This window comes from Burkholderia ubonensis, assembly GCF_902833085.1.
Classification (GTDB): Bacteria; Pseudomonadota; Gammaproteobacteria; order Burkholderiales; family Burkholderiaceae; genus Burkholderia; species Burkholderia ubonensis.
The window spans coordinates 112,051-138,117 of sequence record NZ_CADFEB010000009.1 but is presented as its reverse complement, the minus strand read 5'-3'; the positions used below and the strand labels follow the sequence as shown (position 1 = coordinate 138,117).

At 66.7% G+C, this 26,067-nt stretch carries 20 protein-coding genes and 1 pseudogene; 9 read left to right on the top strand and 12 right to left on the bottom strand.

Annotation, left to right across the window (positions count from 1 at the left end):
* Positions 1–2: 2 nt before the first annotated feature.
* The 4 genes from HWX31_RS24825 (at position 3) to HWX31_RS24810 (ending at position 6,440) form a co-directional block, all read left to right on the top strand.
* A complete protein-coding gene (locus HWX31_RS24825; protein ID WP_174960815.1) occupies positions 3–2,177 on the top strand; it encodes a malate synthase G in 2,175 nt (724 codons plus the stop codon).
* 502 nt (positions 2,178–2,679) lie between these two features.
* On the top strand, positions 2,680–4,236 hold the full coding sequence (locus tag HWX31_RS24820; protein ID WP_174960813.1) for a sensor domain-containing diguanylate cyclase: 1,557 nt from the start codon (positions 2,680–2,682) through the stop codon (positions 4,234–4,236).
* 97 nt (positions 4,237–4,333) lie between these two features.
* Positions 4,334–5,716 (top strand): cache domain-containing protein, encoded by a 1,383-nt coding sequence (locus tag HWX31_RS24815; RefSeq protein ID WP_174960812.1) that lies wholly within the window; start codon positions 4,334–4,336, stop codon positions 5,714–5,716.
* A 40-nt stretch (positions 5,717–5,756) separates the two neighbouring features.
* Entirely contained in the window at positions 5,757–6,440 is a 684-nt protein-coding gene (locus tag HWX31_RS24810) for a response regulator (protein WP_059610629.1), read from the top strand.
* 669 nt (positions 6,441–7,109) lie between these two features.
* Here HWX31_RS24810 and HWX31_RS24805 read toward each other — a convergent pair.
* The 3 genes and pseudogenes from HWX31_RS24805 to HWX31_RS24795 all read right to left on the bottom strand — a co-directional run.
* Positions 7,110–7,622 carry a peptidoglycan recognition protein family protein gene (locus HWX31_RS24805; protein WP_244143841.1) on the bottom strand — a complete coding sequence of 171 codons (513 nt, stop codon included), beginning with the start codon at positions 7,620–7,622 and terminating at the stop codon, positions 7,110–7,112.
* 96 nt (positions 7,623–7,718) lie between these two features.
* Positions 7,719–8,201, bottom strand: a complete 483-nt coding sequence (locus HWX31_RS24800) for an Hcp family type VI secretion system effector (protein WP_174960807.1) — start codon at positions 8,199–8,201, stop codon at positions 7,719–7,721.
* 130 nt (positions 8,202–8,331) lie between these two features.
* Positions 8,332–8,700, bottom strand: a pseudogene (locus tag HWX31_RS24795) (ISAs1 family transposase); the annotation flags it as partial.
* A 323-nt stretch (positions 8,701–9,023) separates the two neighbouring features.
* On the opposite strand from HWX31_RS24795, the gene HWX31_RS24790 reads away from it, so the two are divergent.
* A complete protein-coding gene (locus tag HWX31_RS24790) occupies positions 9,024–9,242 on the top strand; it encodes a hypothetical protein (protein WP_174960805.1) in 219 nt (72 codons plus the stop codon).
* A 301-nt stretch (positions 9,243–9,543) separates the two neighbouring features.
* On the opposite strand, the gene HWX31_RS24785 is transcribed toward HWX31_RS24790, so the two are convergent.
* Positions 9,544–10,140 (bottom strand): MlaC/ttg2D family ABC transporter substrate-binding protein, encoded by a 597-nt coding sequence (locus tag HWX31_RS24785; RefSeq protein ID WP_010090215.1) that lies wholly within the window; start codon positions 10,138–10,140, stop codon positions 9,544–9,546.
* A 320-nt stretch (positions 10,141–10,460) separates the two neighbouring features.
* On the opposite strand from HWX31_RS24785, the gene hpnN reads away from it, so the two are divergent.
* Together hpnN and HWX31_RS24775 are read left to right on the top strand one after the other, a co-directional pair.
* Entirely contained in the window at positions 10,461–13,094 is a 2,634-nt protein-coding gene (hpnN, locus tag HWX31_RS24780) for a hopanoid transporter HpnN (protein WP_174960803.1), read from the top strand.
* Complete coding sequence (locus HWX31_RS24775) at positions 13,087–14,025, top strand: MlaA family lipoprotein (protein ID WP_174960801.1); 939 nt, start codon at positions 13,087–13,089, stop codon at positions 14,023–14,025. The genes hpnN and HWX31_RS24775 overlap by 8 nt, the downstream gene beginning before the upstream one ends.
* Before the next feature lie 731 nt (positions 14,026–14,756).
* On the opposite strand, the gene HWX31_RS24770 is transcribed toward HWX31_RS24775, so the two are convergent.
* The 5 genes from HWX31_RS24770 to HWX31_RS24750 all read right to left on the bottom strand — a co-directional run bounded on the left by HWX31_RS24770 (position 14,757) and on the right by HWX31_RS24750 (position 20,187).
* On the bottom strand, positions 14,757–15,413 hold the full coding sequence (locus HWX31_RS24770) for a phosphorylase (RefSeq protein ID WP_059610691.1): 657 nt from the start codon (positions 15,411–15,413) through the stop codon (positions 14,757–14,759).
* 54 nt (positions 15,414–15,467) lie between these two features.
* A complete protein-coding gene (shc, locus tag HWX31_RS24765; RefSeq protein WP_174960799.1) occupies positions 15,468–17,441 on the bottom strand; it encodes a squalene--hopene cyclase in 1,974 nt (657 codons plus the stop codon).
* Between the two features lie 11 nt (positions 17,442–17,452).
* Positions 17,453–18,712 (bottom strand): hydroxysqualene dehydroxylase HpnE, encoded by a 1,260-nt coding sequence (hpnE, locus tag HWX31_RS24760; RefSeq protein ID WP_174960796.1) that lies wholly within the window; start codon positions 18,710–18,712, stop codon positions 17,453–17,455.
* 4 nt (positions 18,713–18,716) lie between these two features.
* Positions 18,717–19,565 (bottom strand): presqualene diphosphate synthase HpnD, encoded by an 849-nt coding sequence (gene hpnD / locus HWX31_RS24755; RefSeq protein ID WP_174960794.1) that lies wholly within the window; start codon positions 19,563–19,565, stop codon positions 18,717–18,719.
* Positions 19,566–19,854: 289 nt separating this feature from the next.
* Entirely contained in the window at positions 19,855–20,187 is a 333-nt protein-coding gene (locus tag HWX31_RS24750) for a hypothetical protein (protein WP_059618556.1), read from the bottom strand.
* Positions 20,188–20,383: 196 nt separating this feature from the next.
* Here HWX31_RS24750 and HWX31_RS24745 point away from each other — a divergent pair, with 196 nt between their 5' ends.
* Positions 20,384–21,280 carry an alpha/beta fold hydrolase gene (locus tag HWX31_RS24745; RefSeq protein WP_174960792.1) on the top strand — a complete coding sequence of 299 codons (897 nt, stop codon included), beginning with the start codon at positions 20,384–20,386 and terminating at the stop codon, positions 21,278–21,280.
* 13 nt (positions 21,281–21,293) lie between these two features.
* Here the strand turns inward: HWX31_RS24745 and HWX31_RS24740 are convergent, their stop codons facing one another.
* Genes HWX31_RS24740 through HWX31_RS24730 form a run of 3 tightly spaced genes read right to left on the bottom strand, consistent with a single transcriptional unit; the run spans position 21,294 to position 23,309 of the window.
* A complete protein-coding gene (locus tag HWX31_RS24740; RefSeq protein WP_174960790.1) occupies positions 21,294–22,259 on the bottom strand; it encodes a sensor domain-containing diguanylate cyclase in 966 nt (321 codons plus the stop codon).
* Positions 22,256–22,948 (bottom strand): chemotaxis protein CheC, encoded by a 693-nt coding sequence (locus HWX31_RS24735; RefSeq protein ID WP_174960788.1) that lies wholly within the window; start codon positions 22,946–22,948, stop codon positions 22,256–22,258. The genes HWX31_RS24740 and HWX31_RS24735 overlap by 4 nt, the downstream gene beginning before the upstream one ends.
* On the bottom strand, positions 22,941–23,309 hold the full coding sequence (locus HWX31_RS24730) for a response regulator (protein WP_010088926.1): 369 nt from the start codon (positions 23,307–23,309) through the stop codon (positions 22,941–22,943). Before HWX31_RS24730 ends, HWX31_RS24735 begins: the two co-directional genes overlap by 8 nt.
* Before the next feature lie 478 nt (positions 23,310–23,787).
* Here HWX31_RS24730 and HWX31_RS24725 point away from each other — a divergent pair, with 478 nt between their 5' ends.
* A complete protein-coding gene (locus tag HWX31_RS24725) occupies positions 23,788–26,040 on the top strand; it encodes a hybrid sensor histidine kinase/response regulator (protein ID WP_174960786.1) in 2,253 nt (750 codons plus the stop codon).
* Positions 26,041–26,067: the final 27 nt, after the last annotated feature.

Below are 26,067 nucleotides of genomic sequence, written 5' to 3'. Positions count from 1 at the left end.
CGATGATCGACCATGACGGACTGCAAGTCGCGGATGCGCTGAGCCAGTTCATCGAAAACGAAGCGCTGCCGGGCACCGGCATCGACAAGGCGGCATTCTGGCGCGGCTTCTCCGCGCTGGTGCACGACCTCGCGCCGCGCAACCGCGAACTGCTCGCGGAACGCGACCGCCTGCAGCAGGAACTCGATACGTGGCACCGCGCGCACCCCGGCCCGGTGCGCGACCACGCCGCGTATCGCGCGTTCCTCGAGCAGATCGGCTACCTGGTGCCCGCGCCCGCGAGCGTCGCGGCCGCCACCGAGAACGTCGACAGCGAAATCGCGCAGCAAGCCGGCCCGCAGCTCGTCGTGCCGCTGTCGATTCCGCGCTATGCGCTGAACGCCGCGAACGCGCGCTGGGGCAGCCTGTATGACGCGCTGTACGGCACCGATGCGCTGCCCGAGGACAACGGCGCGGAACGCACCGCGGCCTACAACCCGACGCGCGGGCAGCACGTGATCGACTATGCGCGCGGCGTGCTCGACAACGCGGCGCCGCTCGCGCGCGGCTCGCACCGCGACGCGCTGCGCTACCACGTGCAGGACGGCCAGCTCGCCGTCGACACCCGCGACGGCGTCACGCATCTCGCGCAACCCGACCGGTTCGCGGGCTACCAGGGCGCAGCCGATGCGCCGTCGGCGATCCTGCTGAAGCACAACGGCCTGCACATCGAGATCCAGATCGACGCGTCGACGCCGATCGGCCGCACCGACGTCGCGAACGTGAAGGACGTCGTGCTCGAAGCGGCGGTCAGCACGATCATCGACTGCGAGGATTCGGTCGCCGCGGTCGACGCGGACGACAAGGTGCAGCTCTACCGCAACTGGCTCGGCCTGATGCAGGGCACGCTCGCCGAGGAAGTGTCGAAGGGCGGCAAGACCTTCACGCGCCGCCTGAACGCCGACCGCGACTACACGACGCCCGCCGGCGGCACGCTGACGCTGCACGGCCGCTCGCTGCTGTTCATCCGCAACGTCGGCCACCTGATGACCAACGGCGCGGTGCTCGACCGCGACGGCCACGAGATTCCGGAAGGCATCCTCGACGGCGTCGTCACGACGCTGTGCGCGCTGCACGACCTGAAGTCGAAGCGCAACTCGCGCACGGGCTCGATCTACATCGTGAAGCCGAAGATGCACGGCCCCGTGGAAGTCGCGTTCTCCGACACGCTGTTCGCGCGCATCGAAGACCTGTACGGCCTGCCGCGCAACACGCTGAAGATGGGCATCATGGACGAGGAGCGCCGCACCAGCGTGAACCTCGCCGCGTGCATCGCGGCCACCGCCGCGCGCGTCGCGTTCATCAACACGGGCTTCCTCGACCGCACCGGCGACGAGATGCACTCGTCGATGGAAGCGGGCCCGATGATCCGCAAGGGCGACATGAAGACGTCGGCGTGGATCACCGCGTACGAGCGCAACAACGTGCTCGCCGGCCTCGCCGCCGGGCTGCGCGGCCGCGCGCAGATCGGCAAGGGCATGTGGGCGATGCCGGACCTGATGCACGCGATGCTCGAGCAGAAGATCGGCCATCCGCGCGCGGGCGCGAACACCGCGTGGGTGCCGTCGCCGACCGCCGCGACGCTGCATGCGCTGCACTACCACCTGGTCGACGTGCAGGCCGTCCAGCAGGAACTCGAGAAGATCCCGTACGCGAGCGAGCGCGACGCGCTGCTCGAAGGATTACTGACGATCCCGGTCGTCGAGCGTGCCGAATGGAGCGAAGCCGAGATCCTGCGCGAGGTCGAGAACAACGCGCAGGGCATCCTCGGCTACGTCGTGCGCTGGGTCGAGCAGGGCGTCGGCTGCTCGAAGGTGCCCGACATCAACAACGTCGCCCTGATGGAAGACCGCGCGACGCTGCGCATCTCGAGCCAGCACATCGCGAACTGGCTGCGCCACGGCGTGATCACCGAGGACTTCGTGCTCGGCGTGTTCAAGCGGATGGCGCGCGTCGTCGACGGGCAGAATGCCGGCGACGCGAACTACCGGCCGATGGCGCCCGATTTCGATGCGTCGCATGCGTTCAAGGCCGCGTGCGCGCTCGCGCTGCAGGGCACTGCGCAGCCGAGCGGCTATACCGAGCCGCTGCTGCACCAGTTCCGGCTCGCGTTCAAGCAGCATCAGCGCGCCGGCTGATCGCCGCACGCGGGTCTCCCCGCGTGCCTGCGCGCCGAAACGGGCGGCCATCGCGGCCGCCCGTTTTCATGGCCGGTCACGAACGGCCGTTCGATTTGACCGTCCGGCGCCTGAAAACCGTTGCCGGACAAGGCGCGAACCGCCGTTCGCGTCCGTTGAAACCCGACGTAATTCAATTCGTCACATCGATTCTCAACATTTATCGCGCCCGCAAAAGCGCGCAGTTATACTGCGTCCGATGCGCGCCGTGCAATGTGCCTTGCATCGGACGCCGACGGCAATTGCGCGAGGGTCAGCCGCCTGCCGCCGATATCGCAGCCTGGTCGTTTCTCCATCAAACAGGAGACAGACATCCGGATGGTTTCGGTGCCCGCCCGGGGCCCGCCCGCCATCCGGCGTGAACAGAGCCGTACCGGATCGCCGCCAGCAACACCATACGAACAACAGCATCGGCCCGGCACGCCCGTCGCGCGTACCGGCGATGCCCACCGATATTCGGACCATGGCAGATACCGACTACGCAGCGCCCAGCGAACCCGGCCTGACGAGCCGCGCCGCCACACGCCTGCGCCGGTTGTTGCTTCCGCACCTGATTTTCTACTCGGGCCTGCTGATCGCGCTGCTCCTGCTGCTGCTGTGCGGCATCGTGCTCTACGAGGGCCGGATCGATGCGCGCGAGCGCGCGCGCACCACGATGCAGAACCTCGCGCTGATGGCCGTGTGGGACATCGAGCGCAACATCGAGATCTATTCGCTGTCGCTGCAGGCGGTCGTCGACGGGCAGGGCCAGCCCGACGTCGTGCGCCTGCCGATGTCGCTGCGTCGCCAGGTGCTGTTCGACCGCGCGACGGCGGCCCGCTATCTCGGCGGCATCTATGCGATGGACGCGCAGGGCAACATTGTGGTCGACGGCGCGAGCGACGTGCCGCGCAAAGCCAATTTCGCCGACGAACCCTACTTCACCGTGCATCGCGACCGGCCGGACGTCGGCCTGTACATCAGTGATCCGTATCGGTCGCGGCTGCGCAACGGCTCGCCGAGCATCGCGCTCAGCCGCCGCATCTCGCAGCCCGACGGCTCGTTCGGCGGCATCGCCGTGATGTCGATCCGGCTCGAATATTTCCAGGACCTGTTCGCGCGCCTCACGCTCGGCAAGCGCGGCTCGATGTCGCTGATCGCGACCAACGGCCGGATGCTGATGCGCAAGCCGTTCGATCCGAAGATCATCGGCCGCGACATCAGCCGGGCCAGCACGTTCAAGCATTTCATGACCGCCCACGACGGCAGCTTCGCCGACACCGCGTCGATCGACGGCGTGCGGCGCCTGTACGTGTTCCGGCACCTCGACAACCTGCCGCTGATCATCATGGTCGCCGAGGCCGAATCGGACATCTACGCCGCGTGGTACGACCGCGCGATTCCGATCGGGTCCGCGATGGTGCTGCTTGCGCTCGGCTTCGTCGGCCTGTCGCTGCTGCTCGACGTGCAGCTGCGCAGGCGCCATCGCGCGGAAGCCGAGCTGCGGGCGCTCGCGCGCACCGACGGCCTCACCGGCCTCGACAACCGCCGCATGCTCGACCTCACGCTCGAGCGCGAATGGCGCCGCGCCGCGCGCTCGCAGCATGCACTGTCGCTGCTGTTCGTCGACGTCGACTACTTCAAGCGCTACAACGACACCCAAGGCCATCAGGCCGGCGACGACGCGCTCGCCGCGGTCGGACGCTGCCTCGCCGGCTGCCTGCGCCGCCCGGCCGACTACGCGGCGCGCTACGGCGGCGAGGAATTCGTCGTGATCCTGCCGGACGTCGACGCGGGCGGCGCGGCGGCGGTCGCCGAGACGATCCGCGCGAGCATCCACGAGCTCGGCATCCGGCACGACGCCAGCGAGTTCGGCCGGCTGACCGCCAGCATCGGCGTGACGACCTGCTTCCCCGAATGGGACGGCAGCGTGCACGCGGCGCTGAAGCGCGCCGACGACGCGCTGTATTGCGCGAAGGAGCGCGGCCGCAACCAGGTATTCGTGCAAGCCCCCACGCGCTTCCAGCGCCGGCAGGCGTGACGCGACGGCGTGCGGCGCCCCGCCACGCGCACGCAAAATCGCCGACAATACCGGGTCGATGCGCCGGCACAGGCCCGCATGGCCGGCCCACATCATCATGAGACTCAAGGCAAAGATCTTCCTTCTGGCCATCGTGCCGTTTCTCGTCGCGATCGCCGGCATCGGCTTCGGGGTGCGCCACCAGGCGACGTCGCTCGCGCGCACCCAGCATGCGACGATCCAGTCCGCGTACCTGTCGAGCAAGGAAGTCGAGCTCAAGCATTACGTCGACCTGGCGACGAGCGCGATCATGCCACTCTACGAAGCGAGCGGCAGCAACGCGCGCGACGACGCGCTGCTGCGCACGCAGGCGCTCGCGATGCTGCAGAAAATGGATTTCGGCCCCGACGGCTATTTCTTCGTATACGACCTGCACGGCAATTCGCTGATGCATCCGCGCGAGCCCGAGCGGGTCGGCCACAATTTCTGGACGATGCGCGACCCGCAGGGCAGCCTGACGATCCAGCAGCTGATCAACGCCGCGTCGCACGGCGGCGGCTACGTCCGCTACATCTGGCAGCGCCCGTCGACCGGGCGGGCCGCGCCGAAGCTCGGCTACGTCGTCGCGCTCGAACGCTGGGGCTGGATGGTCGGCACGGGCATCTACCTCGACGACGTCGACAACGCGCTGCAGCGGATCGATGCGCGCGCGTCCGCGAACATCGAGCGCACGATGAGCTGGCTGACCGTGATCGCGCTGGCCGGCGCGGCGGCGATCGCCGTCTGCGCGCTGGTGCTGAACGTCAGCGAATCGCGCAGCGCGGATGCGAAGCTCAAGCAGCTTGCGCAGCGCGTCGTCGAATCGCAGGAACAGGAGCGCGCGCGGCTGTCGCGCGAGTTGCACGATGGCATCAGCCAAATGATGGTGTCGGCGAAGCTGATGCTCGAATCGGCGCTCGCGCGCTTCGAGCGCGGCGCGGCGCGCGTGCCCGAGGCCGAGCAGGCGCTCGCGTCCGGCGTCGTCCGGCTCGGCGACACGCTGCGCGAAGTGCGGCGCATCTCGCACGCGCTGCGGCCCGCGATGCTCGACGATCTCGGGCTCGCGGCCGCGCTCGACCAGCTCGTGCGCGAGCTCGGCGCGGAAAGCGGCGTCGACATCGGCTACACACAGGTCGCCCACAGCGGCGCGCGGCCGCTGCCCGCCGCGGTCAACACCGCGCTGTTCCGGATCGCGCAGGAAGCGCTCAGCAACATCGTGCATCATGCGCAGGCGTCGCGCGCCGCGGTGACGCTCGACGTCGCGACGCACGCGGTCACGCTGAGCATCGCCGACAACGGCTGCGGGTTCGACGCCGAGCGCTCGCAGGCCGACGCGCGCGGCGGCATCGGCCTGCGCAACATGCGCGAACGTCTCGACGCGCTCGGCGGCGCGCTGACGATCACGTCGCAGGTCGGCCATACCGTGGTGGCCGCGCGCGTGCCGCTGACTTCACCGGCCTGACCGCGCGCGCCGCCACTCGATTCAAGGAGACCCATTGCCCATGAGCGCCCCGGACACCCCCGCAAGGCTCCCCGCCGACTCCGTCGCCCAGCCGGTCGCCCAGCCGGTCGCCCGCCTTCTGCTCGTCGACGACCATCCGCTCGTGCGCGACGGCCTGCGGATGCGGCTCGAGGCGGCCGACCTGTCGGTCGTCGGCGAGGCCGGCAATGCCGACGAGGCGCTGGCGCTTGCCGAATCGCTCGAACCCGATCTCGCGCTGATGGACGTCGGCATGAACGGCATGAACGGCATCGCGCTCGCAGGCGTGTTCCACGAGCGCTTTCCCGGCATCCGCGTGCTGATGCTGTCGATGCACGACAACGTCGAATACGTGACGCAGGCCGTGCGCGCCGGCGCGAGCGGCTACCTGCTGAAGGATTCGCCGGCGAGCGAGATCGTCCGCGCGATCGGCGCGGTGCTTGCGGGCCACACGTTCTTCAGCGAAGGGCTCGCCGCGCGGATGATCCACGCCAGCGCGGCGGCGTCGCCGCTCGATCGCCTGACGCCGCGCGAGCGCGACATCCTCGATGCGCTCGCCGAAGGCCTGTCGAGCAAGCAGATCGCGCAGCAGACCGGGCTGTCGGTGCGCACCGTCGAGACGCACCGGCTCAACCTGAAACGCAAGCTCGACATCGAAGGACAGGCCGAGCTGATCAAGTTCGCGGTCGAGCATCGGCGGCGGTAGGGGCGAAACCCGGGTAGCTCACGCCACGCGCCAGGGCAATCGCACGAACGGCCACAAAAGGAGAACGTCGGCGCGATAACCGTCGCTGGCACCCGCTTTGAGCCGTCGATTCTTGATGCCGGCGTTCGTAGCCGTATCTGCTTTGTGCAGGTTCAGACAGACTCGGTGCGGGACCGCAAAGTTCTGGGTGGCGTTGTCGACGCGAACCCTGCATGGGTCTTCACCGGAGGCCATGTCCAACTCACAGCTCACACGGCCCGGCAATCTAGCATTCCCCAACGTCGCCAAGCCCATAAGTGCAAGCAAATGGGTCGTACCATTTATTATTTTTATAATAAAGCGTCACTACATCCCCTCTTGTGAAGATAAATGTCGCAACGCCGCTCGAAGATAGCTCCCACGTCCCCGAACTACCATCATCAAACCTCAACGTCCCCTTTGCATAACACGATGAATAGCGCTCATGAGAAAACATATACCCCTCGACAGGATAAGCCTTTAAGAAAAAGTTTCTGACCTGCCTGACAGTAGGTTGAAATTTTTTACAGGCATTCACCGCATCACCCTCCCTACTCTTCCCATATTCGCGAATCTCAATAGCCTTCACCCCTCTTGCCTGGGAGGCACAGCAAAACAAAAAAATGTACGCGAACAAGAGCGATTTATATATCAATCCCATTTTGCAGTACCCGCTTCAGTTTCCCTCTTGTACGACACATCGGGATGCCTGTATATCTCGGAAAAAGATACTCCTAATGTGTCGCAAAGCTCCTTCACAAGCCACCTCAAAGATTCATTTTGTTCATCATTTACAACCTCGTAAATGTTTGTTTTTCTATCCATGCGACCAACGATCTCTATACCAATAGAATCCGCATTCCCAGGATACCTATCCGGAAAATCTCTCTTGTATTCCATCCCTGATAATTTTTTAAATCTTCCAACCATAGAAGACACCTTCTCGAATTCGGATGGGCTACATTTCTTTTCCACAAGACATCGAGATTTTAGCAATCCAACATGATTGGTTCGTTTATACACCGAGGCGGTTTGATAAATGGCTCCATTCTTGTCTATCAAGAAGTGCGCTCCGTTCGCCCCGCTTTCCGCATAGCTATTAAACGTGCTACTGGCTGCAGTTCCATCTGTTTGGTGAACGACGATTCCATTCACCTTGGACATCTGACCTCGCTCAATTGTTGAAAAAATCTTAACCTTGATGCGCTCGGCGTCGACATGACCTTGTTTTGAAATAAACAACATTGCACATCCCTATCGTTAAATTGCCTTATTGGCCTTGATGTCGTAGCCCATGCTCACAGCCCCGGCATTACCACCCCGGGAATTCTGAACCACATATTCCTGCCTCATACGAGCAAAGGACAATCGAACTTCTTCGCGCGGAACCCGCATGTTAGTGTTGCTAACAGGCTTGACCTGGGTAATGAGCACGTCCTCCATCGTGATAGTGAGATATTCGAGCGGCGCGCCACCAGCCTTGCGCATTATCAGTACGGCGCGTTCAATATGCTTTCCCGTCAGGCAATACTGAACCAGATTCGGCGTAGCACGGTCGATGTAGTGCTCAAAGGTCAGATCATCAACAGTGCATCTGCCTGCGCCTCCACCACTCCCCATATGCATATTAGATTGCTGGCTCACTGACCAATCCCACGTCAGCACCTCGATTTCGTTCGAATGATCGGCATCCATCGATTCGCCCGCTATACCCGTTAGCTTTAAGAAAATATCCTGCGCCATTCTCCCCTCCCAATTAGAAAACGAAAGATCAAACCAACCAAACAATGAAAGATGAAGCTTGAAGCGTCAATCAGACAAAACCGAAAAGCAGAATCCAATGTATTGCAACGCAGGGCAATCGCACGAAATGTCACAAACGGAGAACAGCGGTGCAGCGGGCGTCACTGGCACCCGCTTTGAGCAGGTTCAGGCAGATGCGGCGCAGGATCGCAAAGTTCCGGGTGGCGTTGTTGATGCGAACCCTGCCTTGGTCTTCACCGAAGGCCATGTCCGACTCCCAGCGCATGCTGATCTCGATACGCCTATGCGCCCGCACGACCCATGGAATCCGTACGACGTCGGCAGACAGCCTCGACACGTAGTAACGCCGCTCGGTCGTCTTGGCATCGCCGATTTCCCGAGCGACCTCGACCATCACGATCGAACGCACACCGGGCCATAAGTCCGAATCAGGCTCCCGGCACACAAGGACATCGCAGGCGATACACTGGCGTGTTTCCTTCGCTCCGGGCTCATCGCCCGCTGGAGACGCGCGGCAACAGGCTCATTTGCCGTTGGACAGTGCTCACGCGCAATTCGCCTTCCAATTTCATACTTGTCCAATCGACCTCCACCAAGGTCGATGGAATTCTTTCGCTTTCCACAACAAGCGACGCGATCGTGATTCGCATGACGCGTGCACGAACTCGTCATGCGGCAATCGGCATCACAAGCAGGTATCGGTAATCTGAATCGAGGAGTGAAATCGCGATGTTCCGTATCGCGGATGTCGGTGATGGAAGGGCAGCGTCCGCTCGCCGCAGATACAGCTGAGGTGGCGACGTGAAACAGGCTTCACGTGCGTGGTGGAAGGACCGGTTACTGTTGTTGCTGGTTGCGCTTTTGTGTGCCGGGTTGGCGAGCGTGTTCGCTCGTATTTCGGGGAAAGAGGCGCCGGCGATTATCCTGGCGATTACGATCGTCGCATTGCTCATCGAGAACCGCAGGCTTCGCAAGGCGCTACGGCAAGCCATCGAGGAAAATCAACGACGCGAGCCATAAGCAGTGCTTCGCGTACGGCCAACCTCCATGCCATTGCAAACGCAACGTGCTGGCCGAAAGCAAAATGCCGTTCAGCGCTTTGCCGAACAGATTTTCGTAGCAGATCCGCCGCGTCCCGCCCGACATTGATTCCTCGCGTCGAGGTCGCCGGACACCGCGCAATGTGAAACGCCCCGGCCGCATTCGCGACCGGGGCGTCATGGTGTCAGCGTTCACGTTCCGCTGGTTGGCGTCTCGACAGAAAGGCTAAACGAGCCGGCCGCCGACGGGCCGCATTCCAGTCGCAAATCGCGTCCGACCGTCAGTTCGTCCGCGCGTTGTGCTTCTGCAGGAACGCGATCAGCCCGTCGATGCCGCCCTGCGCGAGCTGGCTCTTGAACTGCCCCTGATAGACCTGGATCAGCCACGCGCCCGACATGTCGATGTCGTAGATCTTCCAGTCGTTGCCGATCTTGCCGAGCCGGTAGCCGACCGACTGGCTGTCGCCCGGCGTCGTCACCGTCGACTGCACGAGCGCGTCGGCGCCCGACGCGCCGCCCGCCTTGAACGAGAACTTCGCATCCTGGTTGCCGAGCTGCGCGAGCGACGCGGCATAAGTGCGCGTCATCAGCAGCTTGAATTGCTTGTACAGCTCCTGCTGCTGTTGCGGCGTCGCCTGCTTCCATGCGTCGCCGACCGCGATGCGGGTCGTGCGCTCGAAATTCGTCGCGGGCAGGAAGCGCGCCTCGACCACCTGCGTGACCTTCGCCATGTCGCCGCCGCGCGCGACCGGATCGGCCTTCATCGCATTGACGGTGCCCTCGACCGCATTGCGAACCACGTCGACCGGCGCACTCTGCGCGAAAGCGGAAATCGACACGGTGGCCGCGGCGAGAAAAGCAAACAAATGACGTTTCATACGGATATCGCACTCGCTAAGGAAAAACGGACGGCGCGGCGCGCCGTCCGGTCGACGCAAGTATACCGGGCCTGACACACGCCTGCCGCGCCGTGACCGACTGTTACCTTTCAAGCCGGATTGTCACAGGCACGACCAGAAACGGCGGCTCGAGGAAAGTAAACAAATGCTTACCTATGCCGGGAACCCGGCCCCGCGCCGATTCCCCCTCCGACAGGAAAAGATACTTCCGGCCGCACAACCCCCAACGTCACGACCGCCGCCGCGCTGCGCCGGTATACTTGGACACTTTGCCTTTTCGAGCCCCACCCCACCACCTCATGGTGACCAATCTCATCATTCGACTCGTCGCGTGGTCGGTCCGACGCCCGGTCTGGGTCGTCGTGCTGTCGCTGATCATCGCCGCCATGAGCGGCGTCTACGTCGCGCGTCACTTCAAGATCAATACGGACATCAGCAAGCTCGTCGACGCCGAGCCTCAATGGGCGGCGCTCGGCAAGGGCATCGACCGCGCGTTTCCGCAACGCGACGGCACGATCCTCGCGGTCGTCGAAGCCCCCGCGCCCGAATTCGCGACGGCCGCCGCGCATACGCTGACGGCCGCGCTGCAGAAGCAGGCCGAGGCCGGCCGCATCGGCCAGGTCGCCGAGCCCGGCGGCGGCCCGTTCTTCGAGCACAACGGGCTGCTGTTCCTGCCGCCGCAGGAAGTCGCGGACACCACGTCGGAACTCGCGCGCGCGCGTCCGCTCGTCAACGAGCTCGCGAAGAACCCGAGCCTGACCGGGCTCGCGACCACGCTGTCGACGACGCTCGGCCAGCCGCTCCTGACCGGCCAGGTGAAGCTGCCGGCAATGGCCAAGCTGCTGTCGCGCAGCGCCGCGACGGTCGACGACGTGCTGGCCGGCAAGCCCGCCGCGTTCTCGTGGCGCGCGCTCGTCGACAACGACGCCGCGAAGCAGCCCGCGCGCGCGTTCGTCACCGTGCAGCCGGTGGTGAACTACGGCGCGCTGAAGGCCGGCGAGGAAGCGAGCCGGACGATCCGCGACACCGCGCGCGCGCTCGACCTCGAGAAGCGCTTCGGCGCGGTCGTGCGGCTGACCGGCGAGCAGCCGCTCGCCGACGACGAATTCGCGTCGGTGCAGGACGGCGCGGCGCTCAACGGCGCCCTCACGCTGCTCGCCGTGCTCGTCATCCTGTGGCTCGCGCTGCGCTCGAAGCGGATGATCGGCTCGGTGATCGTCACGCTGTTCGTCGGCCTCGCCGTCACCGCCGCGCTCGGCCTGATGATGGTCGGTTCGCTGAACATGATCTCGGTCGCGTTCATGGTGCTGTTCGTCGGCCTCGGCGTCGATTTCTCGATCCAGTACGGCGTGAAGTACCGCGAGGAGCGCTTCCGCGACCCGCGCATCGACCACGCGCTGATCGGCGCCGCGCACTCGATGGGCATGCCGCTCGCGCTCGCGACTACGGCGGTTGCGGCCAGCTTCTTCTCGTTCATCCCGACCGCGTATCGCGGCGTGTCCGAGCTCGGCCTGATCGCAGGCGTCGGCATGTTCGTCGCGCTGGCCACCACCGTCACGCTGCTGCCCGCGCTGCTGCGCCTGTTCGCGCCGCCGGGCGAATCGAAGGCGCCGGGCTTTCCGATGCTCGCACCGGTCGACGAGTTCCTCGACGCGCACCGCAAGCCGATCCTGATCGGCACGCTCGCGGTCGTGATCGGCGCGCTGCCGCTGCTCAAGTTCCTGCACTTCGATTTCAACCCGCTGCACCTGAAGGACCCATCCAGCGAATCGATGGCGACACTGCTCGCGCTGAAGGATTCGCCGGAGGCGTCGGTCAACGACGTCACGCTGCTCGCGCCGTCGCTCGCCGAAGCCGACGCGGCCGCGAAGCGTCTCGGCGCGCTGCCCGAAGTCGGTCGCACGACGACGCTGTCGACCTTCATCCCGGCCGACCAGCCGGCCAAGCGCGCGTCGATCGCCGCCGCCGCGAGCGAGCTGCTGCCCGCGCTGACCCAGCCCGCCGCGCCGCCCGCGACCGACGCGCAGCGCGTCGCCGCGCTCAAGCGCGTGTCGGACCTGCTGGGCTACGCGGCCGAGGATCATCCGGGCCCGGGCGCGGCGGCCGCGCAGCACCTGTCGGCGTCGCTCGCGAAGCTCGCGGCCGCCGACGCCGCGACGCGCGACCGCGCCGAACGCGCGTTCTCCGATACGCTGCGCACCGCGCTCAGCCAGCTCGCAACGTTGCTCCAGCCGCAGGAGATCACGCGCGGCTCGCTGCCGCCGCAGCTCGTGCGCGACTGGGTCGCGCCGGACGGCCATGCGCTCGTGCAGATCTCGCCGCAGGTGCCGAAGGGCGTCGATCCGGGCGACGACACGATGCTGCGCCGCTTCGCGACGGCCGTGAAGGCCGCCGAGCCGGGCGCGATCGGCGGGCCGATCTCGATCCTGCATTCGGCCGACACCATCATCAACGCGTTCCTGCATGCGGCGCTGTGGTCGATCGTATCGATCACGATCCTGCTGTGGATCACGCTGCGCCGTTTCGGCGACGTGCTGCGCACGCTGGTGCCGCTGCTCGTGTCGGGCATCGTGACGCTCGAGCTGTGCGTCGTGTTCGGCATGTCGCTCAACTTCGCCAACATCATCGCGCTGCCGCTGATGCTCGGCGTCGGCGTCGCGTTCAAGGTGTATTTCGTGATGGCGTGGCGCGCCGGGCAGACCGGCCTGCTGCATTCGAGCCTCACGCATGCGGTGCTGTTCAGCGCCGCGACCACGGCCACCGCATTCGGCAGCCTGTGGCTGTCGCATCACCCCGGCACGTCCAGCATGGGCAAGCTGCTCGCACTCGCGCTGACGTGCACGCTGATCGGCGCCGTGGTGTTCCAGCCGGTACTCATGGGCAAACCGCGCGTGAAGCGCGCGCAGAACCAATCGCAAGGAATCAATGAATAAAAGAACCATTGCGGCCACCGTCGCCGCTGGCGCGCTGCTGAGCGGCTGCGCGACCGGCCCCAACCGCAATCCGTCCGATCCGCTCGAGCCGATGAACCGCGCGGTGTACACGTTCAACGACACCGTCGACCGGAACATCGCGGTGCCGATCGCAAAGGGCTACCAGAAGGTCACGCCGACGCCGGTGCGCACGGCGATCAGCAACTTCTTCTCGAACCTCGGCGACCTCGGCAACATCGCGAACAACCTGCTGCAGCTGCGGATCACCGATGCGACGCAGGACCTGATGCGCGTCGCGATGAACTCGCTGTTCGGCGTCGGCGGCCTGATCGACATCGCGACGCCCGCGGGGCTGCCGAAACATCACCAGGATTTCGGCCTGACGCTCGCGCGCTGGGGTGTGCCGTCCGGCCCGTATCTGGTGCTGCCGGTGTTCGGGCCGAGCACGATCCGCGACGGCGTCGGCCGCGCGGTCGACGTGCGCTTCAATCTGCTCAACTACATCGAGCCGGCCGCGCGCAATCCGATGTACGTGATGCAGTTCGTGAGCGCGCGTTCGGACCTGCTCGGCGCGACCGACCTGCTGAAGCAGGCGGCGCTCGATCCGTACTCGTTCGTCCGCGACGCATACCTGCAGCAGCGCAAGTCGCTGACCTACAAGAGCGAGTCCGCGCCGAGCGCGCTGCCGCAATACAACGAGCCGGATGAGTCGGGGAGTGAAGCGACGCCGGGCGGCAAGCCCGCCGGCACGCCGGCGGCGCCCGGGCTGCCGAGCTACGAGGATCCGGGCGAGTCGGGCGGGGCGCCGGCCAGCGCGCCGGCCGCGCCGGGTCTGCCGCAATATGACGATCCGGGGGCGGGCAGTGCGATGCCGGCGAGTGCGCCGGCTGCGACGCCGGCGGTGCCTGCGAGCGGTCCCGCGGCAAAGTAGCAGGGCATCGGCCCGATGACCATCAGGAGCGCTGCTTGAGGCAGCGCTCTTTTTTTGGTTGGCTGCCCAACTGCACGAGCGAAATCAATTCGACCTATTCGGACAAGACACCGTTGTTTTTCTTCGAATCAGGCGAGTATGAGACAAACAAGTTGTCGCTCGCTGTCTCGACGTGCAATCGACCACATTCAGTGCACTCGTAGGCAGTGCGCATCAAGCCAAGAAACTCGGTGTGAAGGTGGTCGTGAAGCACGTTTCCGTGATCGAGTTGAAGGGACAGGTAGTCTTCCGTATAACCGCGACTCAACAGCCACGAACGAACACTTCCTTGCTCCACGGCAACGACATAGCTCTGTAGCTCGCTTACAAGCCAATCCGTGAATCGCTCGCAAAACGAATCCTTCAATATGGCCGCCTTGTAGGGCAAGGAATGCGTGTTATCTCGGATAACGTTTCCGCACTGACAACCCAGCTTGCTCATTGGTAATCCCCCGTACTGTCGACGATAACGTCGCAAATCGGGCTGATCGACGCGCGAGCCCTACATTTCGGCGTCACGCAACTCACAGCCGAGCGCAAGACTCAGTTTCGCGCAAATGACCGTCATCCGATCCGTCCGTAACCGCAACGCGACCTGGCCAGAGAAAAGGAGCCCGCCAGGCTCCGACAATACCGCGTCGAGCACCGTTCCTGCGAAGAGAAAGCGAGGGGGGACAAGCGGATACTTCCGCTCACCCGATCCGCAGCGCCCCCGCGCGCCCGAACGCATGCCGCGCCTGGATCAGCGTCGTGCGCGCCGCGCGCGCATCGCCCGCGACCTGCAGCAGCGGGCCGAGCTGGGAAGGTTGCTTGATGAGCTCGCGCAGGATCGGCAGGATCGCGGTGCTGCCGTCGTCGCGCAGCCCGGCCGTCGCGGCGCTCGGCAACGTGCGCCACGCCGGATCGACGATCGCACGGCACACCGCGAACGGCACGCCGCGCGCCGCCGCGAAGGCCGCGGCGATGTGCGATTCCATGTCGACGGCCAGCGCGCCTTTCGCGCGATACAGCGACGCCTTGTCTTCTTCGCTCACGACCGGCGCGCCGACGGCCGCCATCACACCGCGCGTGACGCGCGGCCAGACCGGCGTGTCATGCAGCGCGCCGACGAGCCGCGCGCTCCAGCCGACGTCCGTCTGCACGCGGCCGAACGGCCCGTCGATCGCGTCGGCGATCACGAGCGCGCCCGGCGCGAGGTCGGGCGCAAGCCCGCCCGCGGTGCCGAAGCTGACGATGCCCGCGCAGCCGCGCGCGGTCGCTTCGGTCAGCGCACGTTCGAGCCGATCGGCGCGCGCGGCGTACACCGCCTCGACGCCGTCGCCGCCCGCGATGCGCGCCTCGAACGCCATCCCCGTCACCGCGATGACGGGCAGCGTGCCGTTGTGCTTCGACGCCGTCACGCGTTACATCCCGACCGTCACGCGCGTCGCGTTGGCGCGCTTCAGGTTGCGGTAGCGCGCAAGCGCCCACAGCGGGAAGAACTTGCGATAGCCGTGGTAGCGCAGGTAGAACACGCGCGGGAAGCCGGTCGCCGTGAAGCGCGTCTCGTCCCACAGCCCATGTTCCTTCTGCTCGGCGATCAGGTAGTCGATCCCGCGCGCGACCGCCGGATGGTTCACCTCGCCGGCCGCCATCAGGCCGAGCAGCGCCCAGGCCGTCTGCGACGACGTGCTCGGCGCCTGCTCGTAGCCGCGATAGTCGAGCTTGTAGCTGTCGCCGTCCTCGCCCCAGCCGCCGTCCTTGTTCTGGACCGACAGCAGCCACTGCGCGCCGCGCTTCACGCGCGGATCGTCCGGGCCGAGGCCGGCCGCGTTCAGCGAGCACAGCGCGGTCCACGTGCCGTACACGTAGTTCATCCCCCAGCGGCCGTACCAGCTGCCGTCCGGCTCCTGCTCCTTCAGCATGTAGTCGAGCGAGCGACGCGCCGCTTCGCTGTTTGCGACGGTCTCGCCGAGCTGCGACAGCATCGACAGGCAGCGGCCCGACACGTCCGCGGTCGGCGGATCGAGCAGCGCGCCGTGATCGGAGAACGGAATGTTGTTCAGGTAGTACTGCGTGTTTTCCGGCTCGAACGCGCCCCAGCCGCCGTCGCTGCTCTGCATGCCGACGACCCACTCGCGCGCGCGCGAGATCGACTCGCGATACGCGTCCGAATGCCGGAGCTTCTCGACGCGGTCCATCGCCATCACGACGACCGCCGTATCGTCGACGTCCGGGTAATGCGGGTTCGCATACTGGAACGCCCAGCCGCCGGGCCGCACGTTCGGGCGGCGCGAGATCCAGTCGCCGCGCACGTCGAGGATCTGCAGCGGACGCAGCCATTCGAGGCCGCGCACCACGGCGTCTTCCGCGCGCGGGTCGCCCGTCTCGAGCAGCGCGTGCGCCGCGAGCGACGTGTCCCACACCGGCGACAGGCACGGCTGGCAATACGCCTCGTCGTCGTGCACGACGAGCAGCTTCTCGACCGACTGGCGTGCGATCGCGCGGTTCGGGTGGTCTTCCGGATAGCCGAGCGCGTCGTACATCATCACCGCGTTGGCCATCGCCGGATAGATCGCGCCGAGACCGTCCTCGCCGTTCAGGCGCTCGTCGACGAATGCAACCGCCTGCCGGATCGCGCGTTCGCGCGTGTAGCTCGGGAACAGGCCGTCGACCGCGCGCAGTGAGTGATCGACGACGCGGAAGAACGCGAACCAGCCGGCGCTCTGGTGGCCCTGGCGCGGCAGCAGCCCCGCGTTGACGGGCGGATCGATGAACAGCTCGTCGATGCGCACGCCGCGCGGGTTCTTCGCGATCGGCCGCTTCGCGTTCAGCACGAGCAGCGGCACGATCACCGTGCGCGCCCAGTACGACACCTTCGACAGGTGGAACGGGAACCACTGCGGCAGCAGCATGATCTCGACCGGCATCATCGGCACCGCGCGCCACGGAATCGCACCGTACAGCGCGAGCTGGATGCGCGTGAACACGTTCGACATCTCGGCGCCGCCCATCGCGTGGATCGCCTTGCGCGCACGCTGCATGTGCTCGGCGTTCTCGTCGTCGCCGATCACCTTCAGCGCGAAGTACGCCTTCACGCTCGCGCTGATGTTCGGCGCGCCGTCGGTGAACAGCGGCCAGCCGCCGTCCTGCTGCTGGATGCGGCGCAGATAGCGGCCGATCTTCTGTTCGAGCTCGAGGTTCGGCGTTTCGCCGAGATAGTGGACGAGCAGGATGTACTCGGCCGGAATCGTCGAATCCGCTTCGAGTTCGTAGACCCAGTGCCCGTCGGCTTGCTGGGCGGCCAGCAGCGCATCGGTCGCGCGTGCGACGGCGGCGTCGAGGTCGGCTGCCGCGGAGTCGGCGGCCAGGGTTGGCATATCGGTGAGATCGTTCATCGGTCCCTCTCTTATTGTTGCTGGAGCACGTCCGCGGCCGTCTGGCCGGAGCGAATCGCGCCCTCGATCGTGGCGGGCAGGCCGGTGGCAATCCAGTCGCCCGCCAGCACGAGATTGGTCCAGCGCGTACGCGCAGCCGGACGTTTCATTTCCTGCGACGGCACCGCCGCAAACCCCGCGCGCGGCTCGATGACGAGCTGCCACGCGGGCATGGCATCCACGGACGCGCCCGTCACGCGCGCGACGTCCTGCCAGATGGTTCGCGCGAGCGTCTCGCGCGGCGTGTCGAGCCAGCGGCCCGCGTCGCGGATCGTCGCCGCGAGCTGGCCTTCGGCGGCCCGCACCGCGTCGACGGCGGCGCCGTTGACGACGGTCGTGTACACCGCGCAGCCCGGCGGCGGTTCGGCCGCGAAGTACGCGGTGACGACCGCGCTATACGTATCCGGCGCGGTCAGGTCGGGCACGAGCGGCTGCGCGACGTCGGGCGGCACCGCCAGCACGACCGCGTCGCCCGGTGCGAGATCGACCCGGGCGCCGTCGATCATCAGCGCGTCGACCGCCGCATGGCCGTTCGCGCCGAATTCGAGCGTGTCGAGCCGCGAGCGCAGCCGGATCGACGCGCCGCCGTGCTGCAGCATCCGCAGCGCGGGATCGACGAACGCGCTGCCGAGCCCGTGGCGCGCGACGAGCGGGCGGCAAGCCGGCCCGCCGGCCGCGAGCGTGCCGAACACGACCGCCCGCGCGAGTTCCGCCGTCGCATGGCGCGGCTCGACGTTCAGCGCGCCGAGGAAATACGGCCGCAGCCAGCGATCCCACAGCACGCCGTCGCAACGCATCGTCTGCGCGAGCGAGCGGCCCGTGCGCGCGAACGCGAGCGGCACGAGCGACAGGTAATCCAGCGGCGTCGTGCCCGGCGCCCGCGACGCGGCGTCGAACAGCCACGACGGCCAGCGGCTGCTGCCGAAGCGCAGCGTCCAGCGCTGCTGCGCGCCGACGTCGACGACCGGGAATTCCGGCAGCGCCGGCCCGTCCACCTGATCGGCCGCGCCGATCGTCCGCAGGTAGCGTTGCGTCGCGGGCTGTCCCGCGAACACCAGATGCAGTCCGGTGTCGAGCGTCGCGTTCAGCCTGGCGTCGAACCACGAACGGCAACGCCCGCCCGCCTGCGTGTGCGCATCGTGCAGCACGATGCGGCGCCCACGACGTTGCAGCTCGACGGCGGCCGACAGCCCCGCGAGTCCTGCCCCGATCACGTGGACGGTTCTGGGCATCGCCTCAGAACAGCGCGTAGCGCGCGGCGATCATCAGCATGCGCGCCTTCGGCTTGCGGACCGGCAGGCGAGGGGCATCGAAGCCGCGCGCGACCGCCGCATCGAGGATGCAGCGGTATGCGCCCGACATGATGCGCGGCGCCTTCACCTGGGCTCGCGCACACTTGTCCATCACCGCATCCGCCTGCCGGAAATGCTCGATCGCGCGCTCGACGAGCGTCGCGCAGACGCGCGGCAAGGCCGGCGCGCGCGCGATCGTCGCCGGATCGGTGATCGCGATCCCTTCGCGCGCGAGCAGCTCGCGCGGCAGGTAGCAGCGGTTGATCGCCGCGTCGTCGTCGATGTCGCGCAGGATGTTGGTCAGCTGCAGCGCGCGGCCGAGATGGTGCGACAGCGCGATGCCTTCCGCTTCGGGCATCCCGAATATCCTCACCGACAGGCGGCCGGCCGCGCTCGCGACGCGATCGCAATACAGGTCGAGCGTCGGCTCGTCGGGCGCGCAGATGTCTTCGGCGGCGTCCATCGCCATGCCGTCGATCATTGCGTGGAAATCGTCGCGCTGCAGGTTGAACGCGTGAATCTCGCGCGTGAGCGCCGCGAGATGGCGCGGCGGCCGGCCGGCGAAGCACGCGTCGATGTCCGCGCGCCAGCGCTCGAGGCCGGCGGCGCGCTCGGCGCGCGGCAGGTCGCTGTCGGCGATGTCGTCGACCGCTCGGCAGAACGCATACACCTGGAACATCGCATCGCGCTGCGTCGCCGGCAGGATGCGCATCGCAAGATAAAAAGAACTGCTCGATGTGACGGCAGCGGCGTCGATTTCTTGTTCGTCCACGACGAGATTGGAAGCGGCCAAGACGAGCTCCACGGAGACGCCCACGCGGGGCGATTGAAGAAGCCATGCCCGGCTGGGATGGTAAGGGCGTCAAATGCGTGCGAGATGTGCGAACGATCGACGCAGACAAGCATGAATTGCCGGTCGGAAGCCGGAATTGGGCGAAAGTATAGCAATCTTTGAACATCGATGGCGGTGCGGCCGGCGGCGCCCGGACGCGCGCCGCCGCACGCCGCGGCCCGCCGTCCTCGGCCGGACGGCCCTGCGGGCCGGGGATGTCTGGTCGAGGGCCTCTACAGGCGCTTCAGGCCTAGCCGTAGACGATGTCGCGCTGCAGATCGAGCGCGATGAGCCCCATTTCACGCGTCAGTTGAAGCATCGCTCGCCGCTCGAGCCGCGAGCCCATGAAGCTCGTCACGCGGCCGTCCGGATCGGCGGTGAACTGGAACACCGGGCCGCCCGTGCCGAACCACGCGCCCGGCACGTCGGCCGATTCGCGCCAGTCGACCTGCTCGAAGACGCGCGCGATTCCCGCGCGCACCGCGTCGCCCGGGCCGATCGGCGGCGCGATGTCGCCCAGGTCGTCGAGGGAATAGGGGCCGGGCTTGTCCGGCTTCCGGTAAAAGAGATAGTCGACGTTCATGGGGCGCGATCAGGGTAAAGCATCAAATTAGCGCGATCTGCTGCGAATTTAAATCAGATATGAACGAAATGTCGTCTCCGCGACACATTCGGGGACACATGGCCGGCGGCCGATCCGGTGCGGCCGGCCGCCGCCGCTTGGGTCCGCGTTGGTTCGTCTAAGATGACGCTTTATCCGAACAACGCATTCCGAACTCATGGAGACGAACGTGACAGCCGTGCCATCCGCATCCCCGCAGTCCGCCCACCCGGTTTTCGTGTTCGTGCACGGCGCATGGCACGGCGCGTGGTGCTTCGCGCACGTGATGGCCGCGCTGGCCGCACGCGGCCATCTGTCGATCGCGCGCGACCTGCCCGCGCACGGAATCAACGCCCGCTTTCCCGCATCGTACCTCCAGCGGCCGCTCGACCGCGAAGCGTTCGGCGCCGAGCCGTCGCCGGTCGCGAACACGACGCTCGACGACTACGCGTCGCAGGTGATGCAGGCGGTCGACGACGCATATGCGCTCGGCCACGGCGAGATCGTCCTCGTCGGGCACAGCATGGGCGGCATCGCGATCACGGCGGCCGCCGAACGGATGCCCGAGAAGATCGCGAAGATCGTCTACCTTGCTGCGTTCATGCCCGCGTCGGGCGTGCCCGGCCTCGACTACGTGCGCGCGCCGGAGAACCAGGGCGAACTGCTCGGCCAGTTGATGCTCGCGAGCCCGCGCGCGACCGGCGCGCTGCGCATCGATCCGCGCAGCGACGACGCCGCGTATCGCGCGACGGCCAGGCGCGCGCTGTGCGACGACGTCCCGCAGGCCGAATACGAGGCGGTCGCGAACCTGATGAGCTGCGACGTGCCGGCCGCGCCGTTCGCGACGGCGATCCCGACGACCGCCGCGCGCTGGGGTGCGCTCGACCGCCACTACATCAAATGCCTGCAGGACCACGTGATCCTGCCCGCGCTGCAGCAGCGCTTCATCGACGAAGCCGATGCGTTCACGCCGGACAACCCGACGCACGTGCATCAGCTCGACAGCAGCCATTCGCCGTTCGTGTCGCAGCCGGCGGTGCTGGCCGGCGTGCTGGCGGACATCGCGAAGAGCTGAACGTGAACGAGGCCTACGCGTAGGCGACGGAACGGTCGCGGCCGCGCCGCTTCGCGCGATACAGCGCGGCGTCGGCCTCGTTGACGAGCACATCGCAGGTCTGCGCGCCCGCATGCGCGCTCGCGCCGCCGACGCTCGCCGTCACCGGCACGCGCACGCCCTCGGCATCGACCGGCGTGGCGCCGATCGCGCATCGCACCTTCTCCGCCACCAGCATCGCTTCGGCGAGATCGGTGCACGGCAGCAGCAGCGCGAATTCCTCGCCGCCGAAGCGGCAGAACGTATCCTGCGCGCGCACGATCGCGGCAACGCGCAGCGCCATCTCGCGCAGCACGGCGTCGCCGACCGCGTGGCCGAACCGGTCGTTGATCGTCTTGAAGTGATCGAGATCGAACAGCAGCACCGACAGGTTGCCGCCATAGCGCTGCCAGCGCGCGAACTCGTCGCGCAGCCGCTCCTCGAAGAAGCGCCGGTTCGCGATGCCCGTCAGCCCGTCGCAGTTCGCGTGCTCGCGCAGCTTCGCCACCGCTTCCTCGCGTTCGCGCTGCATCACGCTCACGTGCGTGACGTCCGATATCGTCACGCACACGGCCTCGACTTCGCGCCCGCGCGTGAGCGGCATGAACGTGCAGTCCTGCTGCATGAAGTCGACGCCGCCCGTGATCGGCCGGTCATGCTCGAAGCGGAACAGGTACGGCCGCTGCTCCCACGAGCTGAACGCGAAGCTGCCGAGCTGGAACACGCTCTCGAGCTTGCGCGCGAGCCACGCGCGCGGCAGGTCCGGAAAGCAGTCGAACAGGTTGCGGCCGATCACGTCGTCGGCGGGCACGCCGCTGTGGTCCTGCATGAAGCGATTCCACATCAGCACGTTCATCGCGCGGTCGAGCACGAACAGGCCGAAGCCGACCCGTTCGATCACGAGGTCGCTCAGCGAAGCGGTAGGGGCGGGGGAGGCAGTGGGGGCAGTCTGGGCGGTCATAGCGCGGAAAGCAACGCGTCGAGCGCATCGCCCATCAGGCGGATCGAATCCTCGGCCATCAGCATCACGAAATGCGCGCGGAAGGCGTCGTCCTCGAGGCCGAGGTTCACTTCGAGCAGCAGCGCGACGCTCCAGGCCAGCACGGTGGGCTGGAACACGTCGTCGAACGACACGTTCGCGCCCAGCAGCCCGGGCGGGAAGAATACCGGCGTGCGGCCGAGCTCGTCGAGGATCGACGACACGCACGCGCCCATCAGCACGTTCGCGACGTCGAACACGAGTTCGTCCTGGGATGACGACTCGCCGAGCGCGGCGGCCGTCTCGTCGCCGGCTTCATTCACTTCGTCGTCATCGTCGCGTATGCGCTCGCCTGCCGCGGCGTCGCCGAACGAGTGGTCGACGAGCGCCGCGAGCCGGCTGACGTTCGCGGTACGGCACAGCACGAGCGCCTCGCCCTTGATGTCCGAGCGGAACCCCTGGCGCACGGCGGTCACGCTGTCGTGAATGCCCGTCATCTCGCGCAGCGCCTTGCCCGCATCGGACGCCTGCACGACGCGCACGCGCGGCACCGACAGCTCGATGAACCGGCCGAGCAGCGACGCGAGCCGTGCGGCGGCGCGGCCCATCGCAAGATTGGCGATTTCCTGCAACGCGTCGCGTTGCTCCGCCGTGAACACCGAGTCAGGCATACAACCCATACTCCTTGAGAATGGGCAGCAACGCCTCCGACGTCACGGGCTTCGCGACGAACGCGATCGCACCCAGCTCGCGCACGCGCTCGCGCGCCTGCGGCTGGATGTCGGCCGATACCACGATCACGAACGTATTCAGATCTTCGTGGCGCAGTGTCTCGAGGACCTGATAGCCGTTCATGTCCGGCATCGTCAGGTCGAGAAACATCACGGAAGCTTTGCCGTCACGATAGAGCGCAAGTGCCTCTCGGCCGTTCGCCGCATACGCGATGTCCACGTCCCAGTCCCCCGGTAGCGCCTTTGTCAGCAACTTGCGAGCGAGTAGCGAATCGTCGGCAATCACAATCGGCAAAGACATAGCGGGCGGAGCGAAATACGGAATGGTCTCTCTCGCGTTAACGACCGCGCGCCGCGTTTCTTTAGGCGCCGTGTGAGCGAACGCGTGCAGCCGCCGGGCACCCCTGCGCCGGACGCCGCGGCAACTGTCGTCCGCGGCGGGCTGCGCGCTGGCATCAGCAGGCGCGTATCTATCTGTCATGGAAAGCAAGGCGCGATTCTCTGGGTAAAACCCGGGCGGTGCAACTCGCCATTTTTGCTGATTCAGACAGAATCGATCCAATCGCGCCGTATTCCGAAAACAGTTGCGACCATTTTTACGCCAAGGACGCAAAATTTTTCTTTGTGTACGTTTGCGCTGCCGGATTCGTCGCGTTTTCAATCTGACAAATTCTCCCTGTCGGAAACGTCAGGACGGCGCGCGCCGCGTGGCGCGAGCCTCGGGCGCAACTCGTTTATGATGGCAGGCACCTCCGCCTGAGCTTCACCCGTTCCCATCCATGACGTCCGACCGGTCCGCCGATTCCCGCCACCACGCTTCCGCCGATGACTGGCAGGACGACGGGGCCTATCCGTCCGGCGCGCCCGAACACGATTTCGCGGTCCGCCGCGTGACGCTGATCGTGCTGCTGATCGCCGCGATCGTGTTGCCGTGCATCTATGTCGCGGTGATGGCGTACAACGACCTGAAGTCGCGCGAAGCCGCTGCGAGCGACGTGACGATGCGCACCGTGCGCGTCGCCGAGGAGCACGCGCTCAAGGTGTTCGACCTGAGCGAGACGCTCGACGCGCGCATCGCCGATCTCGTGCAGGACATGGACGACGCGGCGGTGCGCAAGGACGAGTCCGACATCCACGACGCGCTCAACGAGATCGGCGGCGGCTACCCGCAGGTCGCGGCGGTGTCGATCTTCGGCGCGAGCGGCAAGCTGCTCGCGAACAGCCTCTACTATCCGGCACCGCACACGTCGATCGCGAATCGCGACGACTTCCTCGGCATCCGCGACGGCAAGGTCATCGAGCACGTCTCGCGCGTGATGCAGGGGCCGAGGCGGCTCGCGGACACGCCCGTGTTCAACACCGGCGTCGCGCGGCGGCACAGCGACGGCTCGTTCGCCGGGATGGTGTCGATCGCGCTGAAGTCGTCGTATTTCAATGCGTTCTACCGCGAGCTGATCGGCGGCGCGAAGACGCCGATGACGATGGCGCTCGCGCGCGCCGACGGCGCGGTGCTCGCGTCGTATCCGCCGCCGCCCGCCGCAGCCGAAGCCTATCGCGCGCTGTCGTTCGGCGACGAGCACAGCGACCCGCGCGGCGGCGTCGTGCGCGTGCGCCACGATGCCGGCAGCGAGATCGTCGCGTACCGGCAGGTCGGCAGCTATCCGGTATACGTGTCGTGCGCGTATCGCACGTCGGCGATCTGGCGCGAGTGGTACGAGCATCTCACCGTGCTGTTCGTGTCGATGTTCGCGCCGTCGTTCGCGCTGTGGTGCGTGATCTGGCTGTCGCTCAAGCGGCTCAAGGCGGAAGAGGCCGCGTGGGACCGCTGGCAGGCGGAAGCGTCGATGCGGCGGTCGATCGAATCCGCGTACCGGCAGTCGCGCAAGATGCAGGCGCTCGGCAACCTCGTCGGCAGCGTCGCGCACGACTTCAACAACCTGTTGATGATCATCTCGACCAACGTGCAGATCGCACGGCACCGCGGCGTCCAGCAGCTCGACACGGAACTCGGCGCGATCGAGCGGGCGCTGAAGAACGGGCAGTCGCTGACGCGCCAGCTGCTCGGCGTCGCGCGCAAGCAGCCGCTGCACAACGAGACGATCGACGTGGGGCAGTGGGTCGGCACCTGCCGCGAACTGCTGAAGACGTCGCTCGGCTCGAAGTCGTCGCTGACCGTCGCGATCGAGCCCGGCGTATGGCCGATCCGCGTGGACGTGGCGGAGCTCGAGCTCGCGGTCATCAACCTCGCCGTCAATGCGCGCGACGCGATGCCGATCGGCGGCCGCTTCACCGTCGGCGCGCGCAACGTGACGCTGCGCCGTGAGGACGGCTTTCCGCTGACCGGCGATTTCGTGCAGATCTCGCTCGACGACACGGGCTCGGGCATGGCGCCCGACGTGCTCGCGCGCGCATTCGAGCCGTTGTTCACGACGAAGCCGCACGGGATGGGCACGGGGCTCGGGCTGCCGCAGGTGTTCGCGTTCTGCGAGCGTTCGGGCGGACTCGCGACGATCGACAGCGCGGTGGGCGCGGGCACGTCGGTGCGGCTCTATCTGCCGCGCGCGAACCCGCTGGAAGTGACCGCCGCCCGGCCGCCGGCCCCCGTCGTGGTGCCGGTGCAGGACGCGAGCCCGCCGGCGGGCCTGCACGTGCTGCTCGTCGAGGACAACGGCGAAGTCGCCGCCGGAACGGAGGCGCTGCTCACGCTGCTGGGGCACCGCGTGACCTACGCGGCGACCGCCGACGACGCGCTGAGCCTCGTCGAAGCAGCGCCGGCGAACGACGGCTTCGATCTCGTGATTTCGGACATTCACATGCCCGGCCGCCTGAACGGCATCGATCTCGCCGAAACGATCGGGCGGCGGCCGGAGAAGCTGGCCGTGATCCTCGTGACGGGGTATGCGGAGGAGCTCGACCGCACGCGCGGCGTGAACGTGCGCGTGCTGTCGAAGCCGTTCGACATTGCGCTGCTCGACGAGATCCTGCACGGCATCCGCGACGCGCGCGATGCGCGGCACGAGGCCGGCGTCTAACGGAACGCGCCGGCCCGCGGCCGGCGC